General features: G+C 69.8%; 10 protein-coding genes. 7 read left to right on the top strand and 3 right to left on the bottom strand.

The genetic code is table 11. The features are described from left to right. Positions 1 to 4: 4 nt before the first annotated feature. Complete coding sequence (scpA, locus tag C7H73_RS09470; protein ID WP_106846413.1) at positions 5 to 2,167, bottom strand: methylmalonyl-CoA mutase; 2,163 nt, start codon at positions 2,165 to 2,167, stop codon at positions 5 to 7. 126 nt (positions 2,168 to 2,293) lie between these two features. Here scpA and C7H73_RS09465 point away from each other — a divergent pair, with 126 nt between their 5' ends. The 3 genes from C7H73_RS09465 (at position 2,294) to dusA (ending at position 5,941) form a co-directional block, all read left to right on the top strand. Then, the gene (locus C7H73_RS09465; protein ID WP_106846412.1) at positions 2,294 to 2,929 is read left to right on the top strand and encodes a GntR family transcriptional regulator; all 636 of its coding nucleotides are present in this window, start codon (positions 2,294 to 2,296) and stop codon (positions 2,927 to 2,929) included. A gap of 87 nt (positions 2,930 to 3,016) precedes the next feature. Then, entirely contained in the window at positions 3,017 to 4,849 is a 1,833-nt protein-coding gene (locus tag C7H73_RS09460) for an AMP-dependent synthetase/ligase (RefSeq protein WP_106846411.1), read from the top strand. A 126-nt stretch (positions 4,850 to 4,975) separates the two neighbouring features. Then, on the top strand, positions 4,976 to 5,941 hold the full coding sequence (gene dusA / locus C7H73_RS09455) for a tRNA dihydrouridine(20/20a) synthase DusA (protein WP_106846410.1): 966 nt from the start codon (positions 4,976 to 4,978) through the stop codon (positions 5,939 to 5,941). A 7-nt stretch (positions 5,942 to 5,948) separates the two neighbouring features. On the opposite strand, the gene C7H73_RS09450 is transcribed toward dusA, so the two are convergent. Beyond that, entirely contained in the window at positions 5,949 to 8,627 is a 2,679-nt protein-coding gene (locus C7H73_RS09450; RefSeq protein ID WP_106846409.1) for a bifunctional diguanylate cyclase/phosphodiesterase, read from the bottom strand. A gap of 81 nt (positions 8,628 to 8,708) precedes the next feature. On the opposite strand from C7H73_RS09450, the gene C7H73_RS09445 reads away from it, so the two are divergent. From C7H73_RS09445 to C7H73_RS09435, 3 genes are all read left to right on the top strand, one after another. Continuing rightward, on the top strand, positions 8,709 to 9,746 hold the full coding sequence (locus tag C7H73_RS09445; RefSeq protein WP_106846408.1) for a GTP pyrophosphokinase: 1,038 nt from the start codon (positions 8,709 to 8,711) through the stop codon (positions 9,744 to 9,746). Between the two features lie 182 nt (positions 9,747 to 9,928). After that, entirely contained in the window at positions 9,929 to 11,221 is a 1,293-nt protein-coding gene (locus C7H73_RS09440; protein WP_106846407.1) for a polyhydroxyalkanoate depolymerase, read from the top strand. Positions 11,222 to 11,232: 11 nt separating this feature from the next. Next, on the top strand, positions 11,233 to 11,850 hold the full coding sequence (locus tag C7H73_RS09435) for an RnfABCDGE type electron transport complex subunit B (RefSeq protein WP_106846406.1): 618 nt from the start codon (positions 11,233 to 11,235) through the stop codon (positions 11,848 to 11,850). 7 nt (positions 11,851 to 11,857) lie between these two features. Here C7H73_RS09435 and C7H73_RS09430 read toward each other — a convergent pair whose 3' ends face one another. Further along, complete coding sequence (locus C7H73_RS09430) at positions 11,858 to 13,369, bottom strand: methyl-accepting chemotaxis protein (protein WP_106846405.1); 1,512 nt, start codon at positions 13,367 to 13,369, stop codon at positions 11,858 to 11,860. Positions 13,370 to 13,550: 181 nt separating this feature from the next. Between C7H73_RS09430 and dapC the strand changes: the two genes are divergently transcribed. Next, entirely contained in the window at positions 13,551 to 14,753 is a 1,203-nt protein-coding gene (gene dapC, locus C7H73_RS09425; protein WP_106846404.1) for a succinyldiaminopimelate transaminase, read from the top strand. Positions 14,754 to 14,779: the final 26 nt, after the last annotated feature.

Below are 14,779 nucleotides of genomic sequence, written 5' to 3'. Positions count from 1 at the left end.
GCCTTCAGGCCGTCAGACTGGCCTTGATCTGCTCCAGCACATCCTTGGCGCTGGCCGGAATCGGCGTGCCCGGGCCATAGATGCCCTTGACGCCCGCCTGCCACAGGAAGTCGTAGTCCTGCGCCGGAATCACCCCGCCGACGAAGACGATGATGTCGTCCGCGCCCTGCTCCCTGAGCGCGGCGATGATGGCCGGCACCAGGGTCTTGTGACCGGCGGCGAGGGTCGAGACGCCGATGGCGTGCACGTCGTTCTCGATCGCCTGGCGCGCGCATTCCTCGGGGGTCTGGAACAGCGGGCCGATGTCCACGTCATAGCCTAAGTCGGCAAAGGCCGTGGAGACGACCTTGGCGCCCCGGTCATGCCCGTCCTGGCCCAGCTTGGCGATCATCACGCGCGGGCGCCGGCCTTGGCTGGCGGCGAACTCGTCGATCTCGGCCTTGAGCTTTTCCCAGCCCTCGGCGCCTTCATAGGCAGTGGCATAGACGCCCGTGACCATCTGCGTATCCGCGCGGTGGCGGCCAAAGGATTTCTCCAGTGCGTCAGACACCTCGCCCACCGTGGCGCGCGCGCGCACCGCGTCGATGGCCAGGCCCAGCAGGTTGCCCTCGCCGCTTTCTGCTGCAAAACTGAGAGCGGCCAGCGCATGCTGCACCTGGGCTGGGTCGCGTTTTTGCTTCAAGGCTGTCAGGCGCGCGATCTGGCTGTCGCGCACCTTGACGTTGTCCACCTCCAGGATGTCCACCGGGTCTTGCCTATCCAGCTTGTACTTGTTCACGCCGACGATGACCTCCTTGCCCGAGTCGATGCGCGCCTGCTTCTCGGCCGCGGCAGCCTCGATCTTCAGCTTGGCCCAGCCCGAATCGACGGCGGCCGTCATGCCGCCCAGGGCTTCGACCTCCTCGATGATCTTCCAGGCAGCGTCGGCCATGTCCTGGGTCAGCTTTTCCATCATGTAGGAGCCGGCCCAGGGGTCGATCACGTTGGTGATGTGGGTCTCTTCCTGAATGATGAGCTGCGTATTGCGCGCAATGCGGGCCGAAAACTCGGTGGGCAGGGCAATGGCCTCGTCCAGCGCGTTGGTATGCAGGCTCTGCGTGCCGCCAAAGACGGCCGCCATGGCCTCGATGGTGGTGCGCACCACGTTGTTGTACGGGTCCTGCTCGGTCAGGCTCCAGCCGCTGGTCTGGCAGTGCGTGCGCAGCATCAGGCTCTTGGGCTTCTTGGCATCGAAGCCCTTCATGATCCGGCACCACAGCAGGCGCGCGGCGCGCATCTTGGCAATCTCCAGGTAGAAGTTCATGCCGATGGCCCAGAAAAACGACAGCCGGCCGGCGAAGTCGTCCACGTCCATGCCCTTGGCAATGGCCGTCTTCACGTACTCCTTGCCGTCGGCCAGCGTGAAGGCCAGCTCCAGCGCCTGGTTCGCCCCCGCCTCCTGCATGTGGTAGCCCGAGATCGAGATCGAGTTGAACTTGGGCATGTTCCGGCTCGTGTACTCGATGATGTCGCCGATGATGCGCATCGACGGCTTCGGCGGGTAGATATACGTGTTGCGGACCATGAACTCCTTCAAGATGTCGTTCTGGATGGTGCCGCTCAGCTGGTCCTGGCTGACGCCCTGCTCTTCCGCCGCCACCACGTAGCCGGCCAGCACCGGCAGCACGGCGCCGTTCATGGTCATGCTGACGCTCACCTTGTCCAGCGGAATGCCATCAAACAGGATTTTCATGTCCTCCACGCTGTCGATCGCCACGCCGGCCTTGCCCACGTCGCCCGTCACGCGCGGGTGGTCGCTGTCATAGCCGCGGTGCGTCGCCAGGTCGAACGCCACCGACACGCCCTGCCCGCCCGCGGCCAGGGCCTTGCGATAGAAGGCGTTGGATTCTTCGGCGGTGGAAAAGCCCGCGTACTGGCGGATGGTCCAGGGCCGCACGGCGTACATGGTCGCCTGCGGGCCGCGCAGGTAGGGCTCGAAGCCGGGCAGCGTGTTGGCGTGTGGCAGGCCGGCCGTGTCTTCGGCGGTGTACAGCGGCTTGACGGTGATGCCGTCCGGGGTGATCCAGTTTAGGGCCTGCACGTCGCCGCCGGGGGCGGACTTGGCGGCGGCGCGGGCCCAGTCCTGCAGGCTGGCGGGCGCGAACGAGGGTGCGGGAGGCTGGCTCATGGTGCGTGGTGCTTTCGCAAATGTGGCAATCGGGCGTGCAAGGCGGTGCCGCCCTTCGCAGATGGACAGAAGTTTACCCGAACCGTAATTATTAATTCTTAGTTTTAATGCGCTACATTCGCGGGCATGCCAGCCGTCTCGCTCACCCCCCGCGCCCTGTATGAGCAGGTGGCGGAGCAATTGCGCCAGCGCATCTTCCGGCGCGAGCTGGAGCCCGGCGGCTGGATCGATGAGCTGAAGATCGCCGAGGAGTTCGGCATCAGCCGCACCCCCCTGCGCGAGGCGCTCAAGGTGCTGGCCGCCGAAGGCCTGGTGACCATGAAGGTGCGCCGCGGCGCCTACGTCACCGAGATGAGCGAGAAGGACCTGCGCGACGTCTATCACCTGCTCAGCCTGCTGGAGCGTGATGCCGCCGCCACCTTGGCGGCGCACGCCACGGCGGCGCAGCTGCGCGAGCTGCAGGAGCTGCACGCCGAACTGGCGGCCGCCACGGCCGACCGCGAGCGTTTTTTCGCCATCAACGAGCGCATCCACATGCGCCTGCTGGAGATGGCCGACAACCGCTGGCGCAGCCAGGTGGTGACCGACCTGCGCAAGGTCATGAAGCTCAATCGCCACAACTCGCTGCTGCGCCAGGGGCGCATCGAGGATTCGTTGGCCGAGCACGCGACCATCATGGCCGCCCTGCACGCGCGCGACGTGCCGGGCACGGTGCAAGCCATGGAACGGCATTTCGCCAACGGGCTGGAAGCCGCGGGCTGAAAAACGGCGCTCTGGCGCACGCCGCTATCATTTCGGGTTTTCCCCGATGCCGCCGGACGCCCGTCCCGCGGCCTTTTCTTGCGCCACATGACTGCTTTTGCCCCCGACCTGAGCGCCGCCCGGACGCTGCCCGAACTGCTTGCCCTGCGCGTGCGCGCGACCCCCGAGGGCGAGGCCTATCGCCAGTGGGACGAGGCCGCCGGCCGCTGGCAGTCGCTCAGCTGGGCGCAGGCCGGCGAGCGTGTGCAGCAGTGGGCCCGGGCGATTGCCGCCAGCGGCCTGCCCGCGGGGGCCCGCGTGGCCATCCTGCTGCCCAACGGGCTGGACGCCATGAGCCTCGACCAGGCGCTGCTGGCCACCGGCTGCGTGCCCGTGCCGCTGCACGCCATCGACAACCCGGGCAGCATCGCCTACATCCTGGCCGACGCCGAGGTCTCCATGTTGGTGGTGGCCGAGCATGCGCAGTGGGAGAGCGTGCGCGCCACCGGCCAGGCGCTGGCGCACCTGCAGGGCGTGATCGTCACCCAACCGCCTGCCGGCGGGCTGCCGGCGGCCACGGATGGCGCGCCCACCGCCGCCCTGGCCGACTGGCTGGCCCACGCCGCACCGGGCACGCCCCTGCCGCCGGCACCGGCACCCGAGGACCTGGCCGCCATCGTCTATACCAGCGGCACCACGGGCAAACCCAAGGGCGTGATGCTGACCCACGCCAACGTGGTGGCCGACGTGAACGCCGTGCTGGCGCGCATCGTGCCCACGCCGCAGGACGTGTTCCTGTCCTTTCTGCCGCTGTCGCACACCTTCGAGCGCACCGGGGGCTACTACCTGGCGATTGCCGCGGGCAGCTGCGTGGCCTATGCCCGTTCGGTCGCCCTGCTGGCCGACGACATGAAGCAGGTGCGCCCGACGGTGCTGGTGTCGGTGCCGCGCATCTACGAGCGCGTGCACGCCAAGGTGCTGGAGACGCTGTCGGCCTCGCCCTGGAAGATGCGCCTGTTCGAAGCCGCGCAGGCCAAGGGCTGGCGCCGCTTTTGCGCCGCCCAGGGCCTGCCCGCGCCCACCGGCGACGAGGGCGAAGGCTGCTGGGCGCGCGCCCTGCCCTGGCCGGTGCTGCGCGCGCTGGTGGCGCAGCCGCTGCTGGCGCAGTTCGGCGGCCGGGTGCGCGTGGCGGTGAGCGGCGGCGCGCCGCTGTCCCCCACCATCGCCCGGTGCTTCCTGGGCCTGGGCCTGCCGCTGGTGCAGGGCTACGGCATGACCGAGACCACGCCCGTGGTCAGCTGCAACACGCTGGACGACAACGACCCTTCCACCGTCGGCCGCGCCCTGCCGGGCGTGCAGGTGCGCATCGGCGCCAACCGCGAGCTGCAGGTGCGCGGGCCCATCGTCATGAAGGGCTACTGGAGGCGGCCCGAAGACACGGCGCGCGTCCTGGACGCCGAGGGCTGGCTGTCCACCGGCGACCAGGCCGAGATCGTCGATGGCCGCATCCGCATCCTGGGGCGCATCAAGGAGATCATCGTCACCTCCACCGGCGAGAAGGTGCCGCCGGCTGACCTGGAGCTGGCCATTACCGGCGACCCGCTGTTCGGCCAGGCCCTGGTGGTGGGCGAGAACCGCCCCTTCATCGCCGCCCTGGCCGTGGTGGGCGGGGACGAATGGCGCCAGCTGGCGTGCCAGCTGGGCCTGGACGCCGACGCGCCCCAGAGCCTGGCCGACCCGCAGGTGCTGCGCGCCGCGCTGGCGCGCATCGAGCGCAGCGCCGCCGGCTTTGCGCGCTATGCCGTGCCGCGCGCCGTGCACCTGGTGCGCGAGCCGTGGACGATTGAAAACGGCTTCATGACCCCCACGCTCAAGCTCAAGCGCAACAACCTGGTGGCGCATTACGCCGCCGCCATCGAGGCGCTTTACGCCAAGCGCTGAGCGCTTTTACTCACAATTTAATAGCTGCCAGCGCTTGTCCAGCAAGGGCTATAGGCCAAAAACACTGATATTTTCCACCCCGCCGTGCCCGCCGCCTCTTTCCCTCCGCCGCCCAGCGTCTGGCGCATGTCCGTCGCGCCCATGATGGACTGGACGGACCGCCACTGCCGCTACCTGCACCGGCTGCTGAGCCGCCACGCGCTGCTCTACACCGAGATGGTGACCACCGGCGCGCTGATCCACGGCGACGTGGCGCGCCACCTGCGCTTTGACGCGGCCGAGCACCCGGTGGCCCTGCAGCTGGGCGGCAGCGAGCCGCAGGATCTCGCGCGGTGCGCGCGCCTGGCGCAGGACTGGGGCTATGACGAGGTCAACCTGAACTGCGGCTGCCCCAGCGAGCGCGTGCAGCGTGGCGCCTTTGGCGCCTGCCTGATGAACGAGCCGCAGCTGGTGGCCGACTGCGTCAAGGCCATGCGCGACGCGGTGCAGATCCCCGTCACCGTCAAGCACCGCATCGGCATCGACCGGGTGGAGGACTACGGCTTCGTGCGCGACTTCGTGGGCACGGTGGCCGAGGCCGGCTGCGGCGTGTTCATCGCCCACGCCCGCAATGCCTGGCTCAAGGGCCTGAGCCCGAAGGAAAACCGCGAGATCCCGCCGCTGCGCTACGGCGTCGTGGCCCAGCTCAAGCGCGACTTCCCCCACCTGACCATCGCCGTCAACGGCGGCTTGGCCAGCGACGAGGCGGTGCACGAGCAGCTGGCGCTGGTGGACGGCGTGATGGTCGGGCGCGAGGCCTACCACAACCCCTGGTGGCTGGCGCGCTGGGACGAGCAGTTCTTCGGCCAGGCCGCCAGCGACCTCACGCGCGAGCAGGTCGAGCAAGACATGGTCGCCTACATGGAGCGCGAGGCCGCGCAGCACGGCACGCACTGGTATTCGGTAGCCCGCCACATGCTGGGCCTGCGCGCCGGCCTGCCCGGCGCGCGCCGCTGGCGCCAGGTGTGGAGCGACCACCGCCTGAAGGGCCTGCCGGCGCGCGAGGTCATGCAGCTGGCGCGCACCAGGCCTGGCACGGCCTTGGCCGGCTGAGCCGCTTTCAGCCCGGGCCGCTCTCCAGGCTCTGCAGCCACTGCGCCAGCGGCAGGGGCCGGGCATACAGGTAGCCCTGCAGCGCGTCGCAGCCGTGCTGGCGCAGAAAGTCGGCCTGCGCCTGCGTCTCCACCCCTTCGGCCACCACGTGCAGGCGCAGGTGGTGGGCCACGGCGACGATGGCGCGCACGATGGCCGCGTCGTTGTCGTCCTGCGGCACGTCCTGCACAAAGCTGCGGTCGATCTTCAGCTCGTACAGCGGCAGCTTCTTCAGGTAGGCCAGGCTGGAGTAGCCGGTGCCGAAGTCGTCGATGGACAGCCGCACGCCCAGGGCCACCAGCTCGTGCATGCGCTCGGCCGTGGCCTGCCAGTTCTCCAGCAGCAGGCCCTCGGTGACCTCCAGCGTCAGCTGCTGCGCCGGTGCGCCGCTGCCTTGCAGGGCAGCACGCACCTGCTGCACAAAGTCGGCCTGGCGAAACTGCCGCGGGCTCACGTTGACCGACACCCCCAGCTGCCGCCCGCGCCGCGCCAGCAGCGCCAGCGTGGCGCAGGCCTGGTGCAGCACCTGCGAGCCCATGCGCGAGATCAGCCCGCTTTCCTCGGCCGCGGCGATGAAGCGCTCGGGCGGCACGGCGCCGCGGCGCTCGTCATGCCAGCGCAGCAGCAGCTCCGCGCCGACCAGCTGCCCGGTCCCGTCCACCTGCGGCTGGGCGTAGATCTGCAGCGCGCTGCCAGCCACGGCGCTTTGCAGGTCCTGCGCCAGGGACAGGCGCTCCTGGGCCTGGTCGTGCATGCCGGGCTCGAAAAAGCACACCTGGGCGCGGCCTTGCTCCTTGGCGCGGTACATGGCGGTGTCGGCCTCGCGCAGCAGGTCCACGACGGACTGGCCGCTGGTGGGGAACAGGGCCGCGCCCACGCTGGCGTTGACGCTGTAGCGCAGACCCTCGGCCTCATAGGGCTGGCCCAGAGCCTGGATCAGGCGCCGCGCCAGCGCCTGGGCCTGCGCGCGCGCCTGATCGGGCCCGCCGGCTAGGCTGGGCGCCAGCCAGACGAATTCGTCGCCGCCCAGGCGCGCCACCGTGTCCTGGCCGCCGGCCAGGGCCAGCAGGCGCTGGCCGGTCTGCAGCAGCAGGCTGTCGCCCACGCCATGGCCGCGGGCGTCGTTGATCTGCTTGAAATGGTCCAGGTCCACATACAGCAGCACGCCGTAGGTGCCCCTGGCGCGGCAGGCCTGCAGGGCGCCCTGCATGTGTTCCAGCAAAAGTCGGCGGTTGGGCAGGCCGGTGAGCGTGTCGTAATGCGCCAGGCGGTGCATGGCGGCCTCGGCGTCGTGGCGGCGGCTCACGTCGCGTGCCAGTGCAATGAAATGCGTGGACGCAGAGGCCGCACCCTTGCGTGCCACCGAGAGCTCGAACCAGCGCTCTCGCCCCTGCATGGTCAGGCAGTACTGGCGGCCCTCGGAGTAGCCGGCCGTGCGGGCGTCCTCCAGCGCGGCCATGAACTGGGTCGCGGCGCGCGCCGGCAGCACCTCGGCCAGGGTGTGGCCGATCTGCGCCTGGGGCGGCATGAAGGCCAGGTCCGAGCGGGCCGAGCGCAGGTGCAAAAAGCGCCCGTCCTGGTCCAGTTCCATCAACAGGTCGGGCACGGCATTGAGCGTGTCCTCCAGCGCATCGCGGGCCTGGCGCAGCTCGCGCGTCATGGTGTGTGCCAGCGCCATGGCGCGGCGGCGCCCGTCGATCTGCACGGCCAAAAACCAGCCCGCCAGCAGGCTGAAGGCCAGGCCCAGCAGCGCGATGGCGTGGTGGCCGGCGCCTTCGAAGCGCTGCTCGAAGGCGGGCAGCGGGTACAGCACCAGCGTCCAGCGCCGCCCCCCCAGGTCCAGCGCCACCACGGCCTCCAGGTCGGCGTTCACGCGGGCAGGCGAATAGCCCGGCTGCGAGGCATACAGCGGCGCACCGCCAGCCACGGCCGGCCCGTCGTGGATGGCCAGGGCCATGTCCTGCGGCACCCCGGGTTGCAGGTCGGACACCACCCGCGCCAGGTCCAGCCGCGCCAGGGCCCAGCCTTGCAGGTGCTCGCGCCGCTGCACCGGCGTGGCCGCCACCTGTGCGGGCGCATACAGCGCCAGCGCCATCATCACCCGGGCCGGCTGGCCTGGCACTGGCAGCGGGCCGCTCAGGACCAGCTGGCCGCTGTCGCGCGAACGCTCCAGCGCCTCGCGGCTGGCGGCGCTGTGCAACAGCCCCGGCGCCAGGCCGTCCTGCCCGTCCTCGGGCTGGACCAGCAGCGTGGTGGCGGGGCCGGCGGCAGCCGCGGCGGCGCCACCGGCCCAGGGCAGCAGCACCAGCATCTCCAGGCCCGGCAGACTGGCGGGCAGCGCCAACCCTTCATAGTAGGACTGGAATTCGGCCGGGCTGATGCTCTGGGAGCCGTCGTGGTAGCCCCGCACTCCCCGCAGCACGGTCTCGAAGGCGGCAAAGCGGTCTTGCAGCGCGGCCAGGCTCTGGTGCACGGCGGTGTCGAATAGCTGCTGGCGCCGGCCGGAGCGGGCCTGCTCCTGGGCGCTCCAGAACAGCCACACGAACGCCAGCAGCACCGCCGTCAGCAGCGCACCGGCGGCAAGGCCCGCGTATCCGCGGCTGGCAGAAAGAGAAGCGGCGGGATCGTCCGGCGCAGGCAGGTGCATGAGGGGCGCGAGCGTCGCACACCGTGCGGCCAGCGGCAAGCGCAGCTGAACTACCATCGCAGTGCATTGCGTAATTCAGACATGAGCACCACTTTCCCATTGACGCCCGAGCAAGCCGCCTTCCACGCCTGGTATGCGCGCGAGCGCACGGCGCTGGATCTGGCCTGTGCGCTGCATGTGGCGCGGCTGCAGGCGCTGCTGGCCCAGGCCGGCGGCGTCGAGGTGGCCAAGGTCGAGGGGCGGGTCAAGGACCGCGACGAGTGCCTGCGCAAGTTCGCGCGCAAGTACCGCCCGGCGCTGGAGGAAGCCGGCACGCCGTACGAAATACAGCACTACATCACCGACCTCATCGGCGTGCGTGTGGTTTGCCTGTACGAGGACGAGCTGGAGCGCGTGGCGGGCATCGCGCGGGCGCATTTCGAGGTCATCGAAGTGACCGACAAGGTCAGCGCCGTGCAGGCGACTGAGTCGGCCTTCGGCTACAAGGGCCTGCACCTGGATCTGCGTCTGCACGCCGGCGCCGGCCCTGGGGACGGCCACGCCGGTGCGCCCTTCGAGCTGCAGGTGCGCACCATCATCCAGGACGCCTGGAGCGTGCTGGACCACCGCATCAAGTACAAAAAGTCCATCCCGCCCGAGCTGAAGCGGCGCATCAACGTGCTGTCGGCCCTGTTCGAGCTGGCCGACCGGGAGTTCCGCCAGATCCGTGACGCCACCGAGGCCGAGCTGCGCCGCGCCGACAGCGAGTTGGTCGGCCCCGAGGCCGAGGCCGAGGCGGCCCACGCCCGCAGCGAGCTCGATGCTTTCACCTTCCTGCGCATTGCCCGCCACTTCTTTGCCGGCCATGAGTTCGACGCCGATCGCGTGGACCTGTTCGTCGAGGAGATCCGCGGCTGGGCGCCCGGCATCACGCGCGCCCGCTTCAACGCCTTGCTGGGCGAGACACTGGGCACCGTCAAGCGCTACCGGCAGTTCTATGAAGACACGCATCCGCAGGGCAGTTTCAATGCCTTCACCGTGATGCGCCACTGTCTGTACCTGGCGGACAAGGCCGTGTTCCACCGCGCCCTGCGCAACAGCGCCCGCGAGGCCTTCGAGGCCTGGCTGCGCCAGCATTGAGCAAGAAAAACGCCTCCGGCGCCCGTCTGGCATGCGCTGGCAGCTCCTGTAGTGATAGCAAAGCAGCCCATATGGGGCCGGTGTCCCCCTGTCCTACACGGGATGGGCATACGCAGTAGCACGCTCGGCAAGGTCTGGCGGTTATTGTTATATTGCACTGCAACAAATTCTTACTCCGCCCCATGCTGTACTCCCTCTACGAAACCCAACGCAGCCTGATGGAGCCCTTCGCCGACCTGGCGCAGGCTACTGCCAAGTTCTACAGCAACCCGCTCAATCCGTTCGGCCAGACCCAGCTGGCGCACCGCATGTCGGCGGGCTATGAGCTGCTGTACCGCCTGGGCAAGGACTACGAGAAGCCCGAATTCGGCATCCGCACCGTGCTGGTGGACGGGGTGGAGGTGGCCATCCACGAGCGGGTGGAGCTGGACAAGCCCTTTTGCGAGCTGCGTCGCTTCAAGCGTTTTTCCGACGATCCGGACACGCTGAACACCCTCAAAGGCCAGCCCGTGGTGCTGGTGGTGGCGCCGCTGTCGGGCCACTACGCCACGCTGCTGCGCGAGACGGTGCGCACCCTGCTGGGCGGGCACAAGGTCTATATCACCGACTGGAAGAACGCACGCACCGTGCCCCTGGCGGATGGCGACTTCCACCTGGATGACTACGTCAACTACGTGCAGGAATTCATCCGCCACCTGCAGGCCCGCTACGGCAACTGCCATGTGATGAGCGTGTGCCAGCCCACGGTGCCGGTGCTGGCCGCCATCTCGCTGATGGCCAGCCGGGGCGAGGCCACCCCGCTGTCCATGACCATGATGGGCGGGCCCATCGATGCGCGCCGCGCCCCCACCGAAGTAAACCACCTGGCCACGCAGCACAGCTACGAGTGGTTCGAGAACAACGTCATCTACCGCGTGCCGGACAGCCTGCCCGGCGCCGGACGGCGCGTGTACCCCGGCTTTTTGCAGCACACCGGTTTTGTGGCCATGAACCCCGACCGCCACGCCACCAGCCACTACGACTACTTCAAGAACCTGGTCAAGGGCGACGACGCCAGCGCCGAGGCGCACCGCAAGTTCTACGACGAGTACAACGCCGTGCTGGACATGGACGCCCACTACTACCTGGAGACCATCCGCACGGTGTTCCAGGACTTCGACCTGGTCAAGGGCACATGGGACGTGCGCTCGGAGAGCGGTGAGCTGGAGCGCGTGCGCCCCCAGGACATCCGCGGCACCGCACTGCTGACCGTCGAAGGCGAGCTGGACGACATCTCCGGCAGCGGTCAGACCGAGGCAGCGCACGACCTGTGCACTGGCATCGCCGCGGCCGACCGTGAGCACCTGGAGGTCAAGGGCGCCGGACACTACGGCATCTTCAGCGGCCGGCGCTGGCGCGAAATCGTCTATCCGCGTGTGCGCAGCTTCATCCTGGCCCACAACGCGCCGGCGGCCGCCGACGCGCACGCCGCCTGAAGGCGGGTCGCATGACGGCCGCACAGGCGGGGCGCAGTCCGCTGGCTTTGCAGATTGACGCCGCCCTGCCGCAGACGCAGTGCACGCGCTGCGGCTACCCGGACTGCGCCGCCTATGCGGATGCGCTGGCAGCCGGGGAGGCAGCCATCAACCGCTGCCCCCCGGGTGGCGCCGAGGGCGTGGTGCGCCTGGCCCACCTCACGGGCCAGCCCGTGCTGCCGCTGGACGAGTCCTGCGGCCGAGAGCTGCCGCGCGGCGTGGCCGTGATCGACGAGGACTGGTGCATAGGCTGCACGCTGTGCATCAAGGCCTGCCCGACAGACGCCATCCTGGGCCTGTCCAAACGCATGCACACCATCATCGCTGCGCACTGCACCGGCTGCGAGCTGTGCCTGCCGGTCTGCCCGGTGGACTGCATCCACATGCACAAGGTCAGCGCCGGCGCCACCGGCTGGAGCGCCTGGTCGCCGCAGCAGGCGGCGCATGCCCGCTCGCGCTACCAGGCCCGGCGCGAACGCACCGCAGCGCAGCACACGCCCGCATCGGTTGAGGCAGTTGCACCCGCCGCCGGGCGCAGTGCAGCCATTGCCGCCGCGCTGGCCCGCGCCCGGGCCCAGCGCAGCGCTTAGTGCGCCGTCAGCCGGCCGCGGCCAGGCTCTTGTAAACGCCGCACCCCAGGTACCAGTCGCCCACCCGCTGCACGAAGGACATCTTGGTCTGCACCGTGCCGGTGGCCGGGTGGGTGATGCCGTACTCCACCCAGCCGGGTGCGCGTTCGGCCTGGGCGACGATGGCCCGCAGCAGTGCATCGCCATCCACCCCGGCGATGTCCTGCACCCGCGTGCCCACCTTGGCCGGGTTGCCGCCAAAGGCGCGGTAGGTGCCGCCCGCATCCAGCGCGAAGACGTACATGTCGCGGTCGTGAAAGGGCTGGGCCGGGTCGGTCAGCATGGCCAGGAAGTCCCTGTGCCCGGCGCCGGCGCGGTGCAGCTGCGCGGCGCGCTGCACCAGGGCCATGGCCTCCTCGGCCGTGCCCTGCTGCAGCCTGAAAGCCAGCACCGCCTGCGACAGGGTGCCGGCACGGCTTTCCAGCGCCTGGGCCTGGCGCAGGCTCTCGCCCACCATGTGGGCGTTGCGCTGGGTGATCTGGTCGAGCTGCTGCACGGCGGCGCTGACCTCGCGCAGGCCCGTGCCCTGCTCGGCCACCGAATGCGAGATCTCGCTCACGCCGGTGGCCACGGCGCGCATGCCCTGCGCCATGGCGGCAATGTCCTCGCCGGCCGAGCGAATCAGGCCCGCGCTGGCCTCCACGTGCTCCACCGAGGCCTGGATGAGCTGGCGGATTTCGCGCGCCGCTTCGGCCGAGCGCCCTGCCAGCGTGCGCACCTCGCCGGCCACCACGGCAAAGCCGCGGCCGGAATCACCCGCGCGCGCCGCTTCAACGGCCGCATTCAGCGCCAGGATGTTGGTCTGAAAGGCGATGGAGTCGATCACGCCGATGATCTCGCCCATGCGGCGGGCGTCGCTCTGGATGGCCTGCACGGACTGCACGGCGCGGGCCATGGCCTGCGAGCCGGCCTCGGCTGTCTGGCTGACCTCGGCCGCCTGTCGGTCGGCCATGCCAGCCGCCTGGGCGTTATGGGTCACGGCCGAGGACAGCTGCTCCACGCTGGCGGCGGTCTGCTCCAGGTTGGCAGCTTGCTGCTCGGTGCGCTCGGCCAGCTGGCCGTTGTCGTGGGCCAGGCTCTGGCCGGCATGGGCCACCAGCGCAGCGTTGCTGCGCACGTCTGCCACCATGGCCGACAGCGTCAGCACCATGCGGTCCAGCTGGGCACCCAGCCGCGCCAGCTCGTCGCCGCCGGCCAGGCCGGCGCGGGCGCACAGGTCACCGGCCGCGGCCCGCTGCATGACCTCGCCCAGCCGCGCCAGGCCGGGCGCCACGCTGGCCGACAGGGCCAGTGCCAGATAGACGATCAGGAGCGAAAGGGCCAGGCAGCCCGGCCAGAGCCACAGCGGGGCCAGGCCGTGCCCCACCGCCAGCGCCACCAGCGACAGGGCGGCAACGCCGCCCAGCAGCGCCACCTTGGCTCCGAAGCCCAGGCGGCGCATCACCCACACGCCGGGGCGCAAGAAGAAAGAACTGGCCATTGTCTTGGGTCTCCTGTCGTTTCTCGGCGTACGCCCTGTGTCCGGCGGCTTGCAGATCATGATACTCATGGTAACTTTTGAAACGCTTACAGCGCACTGACAGGACGATGGAGGATTTCCCGTGCCCGACGCCCTTGCCGGGGGCCGGCGGGGCGCCGGCCATGGCAGATAATCGCGGCCCATGAATCCCCGGCTCTCCCTCCTGCAGCCCTATCCCTTCGAGCGGCTGCGGCAGCTTTTTGCGGGGATCACCCCATCGCCGGGCCATGCACCCATCAGCCTGGGGATCGGCGAGCCACGCCACGCCACGCCGGCCTTCATCCGGCAGGCGCTGTGCGACGGGCTGGACGGCCTGGCCAGCTATCCGTCCACCGCGGGCGATCCGGCCCTGCGCCAGGCTTTCACCGGTTGGCTGCAACGCCGCTACGGCCTGGCTCTGGACGCCGCCACGCAGGTGCTGCCCGTCAACGGCTCGCGCGAGGCGCTCTTTTCCTTCACCCAGACCGTGATCGACCCGGCCCGCGAGGGAGCCACGGTGGTCTGCCCCAACCCGTTCTACCAAATCTATGAAGGCGCCACGCTGCTGGCCAGCGCCCGGCCGCACTACGCGCCCAGCGACCCGACGCGCAACTTTGCCGTGGACTGGGCTGGGGTGCCCGAAGAGGTCTGGCAGCGCACGCAGCTGCTGTTCGTGTGCTCGCCCGGCAACCCGACGGGCGCCGTCATGCCGCTGCCGGAATGGGAAAAGCTGTTTGCGCTGAGCGACCGGCACGGCTTCGTGATCGCCTCGGACGAGTGCTACAGCGAGATCTACTTTCAGGGTGAGCCCCCCCTGGGCGGCCTGGAGGCCGCCGCGCGCCTGGGCCGGCAGGATTTCCGCAACCTGGTGGCCTTCACCAGCCTGTCCAAGCGCAGCAACGTGCCTGGCCTGCGCAGCGGCTTCGTGGCCGGCGACGCGCGGCTGATCCAGGCCTTTTTGCTCTACCGCACCTACCACGGCGGCGCCATGAGCCCGGCCGTGCAGGCTGCCAGCATCGCCGCCTGGGGCGACGAGGCCCATGTGCAGGCCAATCGCGATCTGTACCGCCAGAAGTTCGAACAGGTCACGCCGGTGCTGGCGCAGGTGCTGGACGTGCGCCTGCCCGACGCGGGCTTTTACCTGTGGGCCGGCGTGCCCGAGGCCCTGGGTTTGAGCGACACCGACTTCGCTCGCGAGCTGCTCGCTCAATACAATGTGACGGTGCTGCCCGGCAGCTACCTGGCACGTGAAGCCCAGGGCCGCAACCCCGGCGCGCAGCGCGTGCGCATGGCCCTGGTGGCGGGGGTGGACGAATGCCTGGAGGCGGCGCGCCGCATCGCCCGCTTTGCCGGCGCGCCCGGCTGACACGCCCCTTCACCCCCTCTTTCCCC

Source organism: Pulveribacter suum, assembly GCF_003013695.1.
Taxonomy (GTDB): Bacteria; Pseudomonadota; Gammaproteobacteria; order Burkholderiales; family Burkholderiaceae_C; genus Melaminivora; species Melaminivora suum.
The sequence above is the reverse complement of the archived record's forward strand: the minus strand, read 5'-3'. Positions and strand labels throughout refer to the sequence as shown.

Coding starts and splice junctions, on each gene's coding strand:
- scpA (WP_106846413.1), bottom strand. CDS start 2,167: ATGAGCCAGCCTCCCGCACCCTCGTTCGCGCCCGCCAGCCTGCAGGAC.
- C7H73_RS09465 (WP_106846412.1), top strand. CDS start 2,294: ATGCCAGCCGTCTCGCTCACCCCCCGCGCCCTGTATGAGCAGGTGGCG.
- C7H73_RS09460 (WP_106846411.1), top strand. CDS start 3,017: ATGACTGCTTTTGCCCCCGACCTGAGCGCCGCCCGGACGCTGCCCGAA.
- dusA (WP_106846410.1), top strand. CDS start 4,976: ATGTCCGTCGCGCCCATGATGGACTGGACGGACCGCCACTGCCGCTAC.
- C7H73_RS09450 (WP_106846409.1), bottom strand. CDS start 8,627: ATGCACCTGCCTGCGCCGGACGATCCCGCCGCTTCTCTTTCTGCCAGC.
- C7H73_RS09445 (WP_106846408.1), top strand. CDS start 8,709: ATGAGCACCACTTTCCCATTGACGCCCGAGCAAGCCGCCTTCCACGCC.
- C7H73_RS09440 (WP_106846407.1), top strand. CDS start 9,929: ATGCTGTACTCCCTCTACGAAACCCAACGCAGCCTGATGGAGCCCTTC.
- C7H73_RS09435 (WP_106846406.1), top strand. CDS start 11,233: ATGACGGCCGCACAGGCGGGGCGCAGTCCGCTGGCTTTGCAGATTGAC.
- C7H73_RS09430 (WP_106846405.1), bottom strand. CDS start 13,369: ATGGCCAGTTCTTTCTTCTTGCGCCCCGGCGTGTGGGTGATGCGCCGC.
- dapC (WP_106846404.1), top strand. CDS start 13,551: ATGAATCCCCGGCTCTCCCTCCTGCAGCCCTATCCCTTCGAGCGGCTG.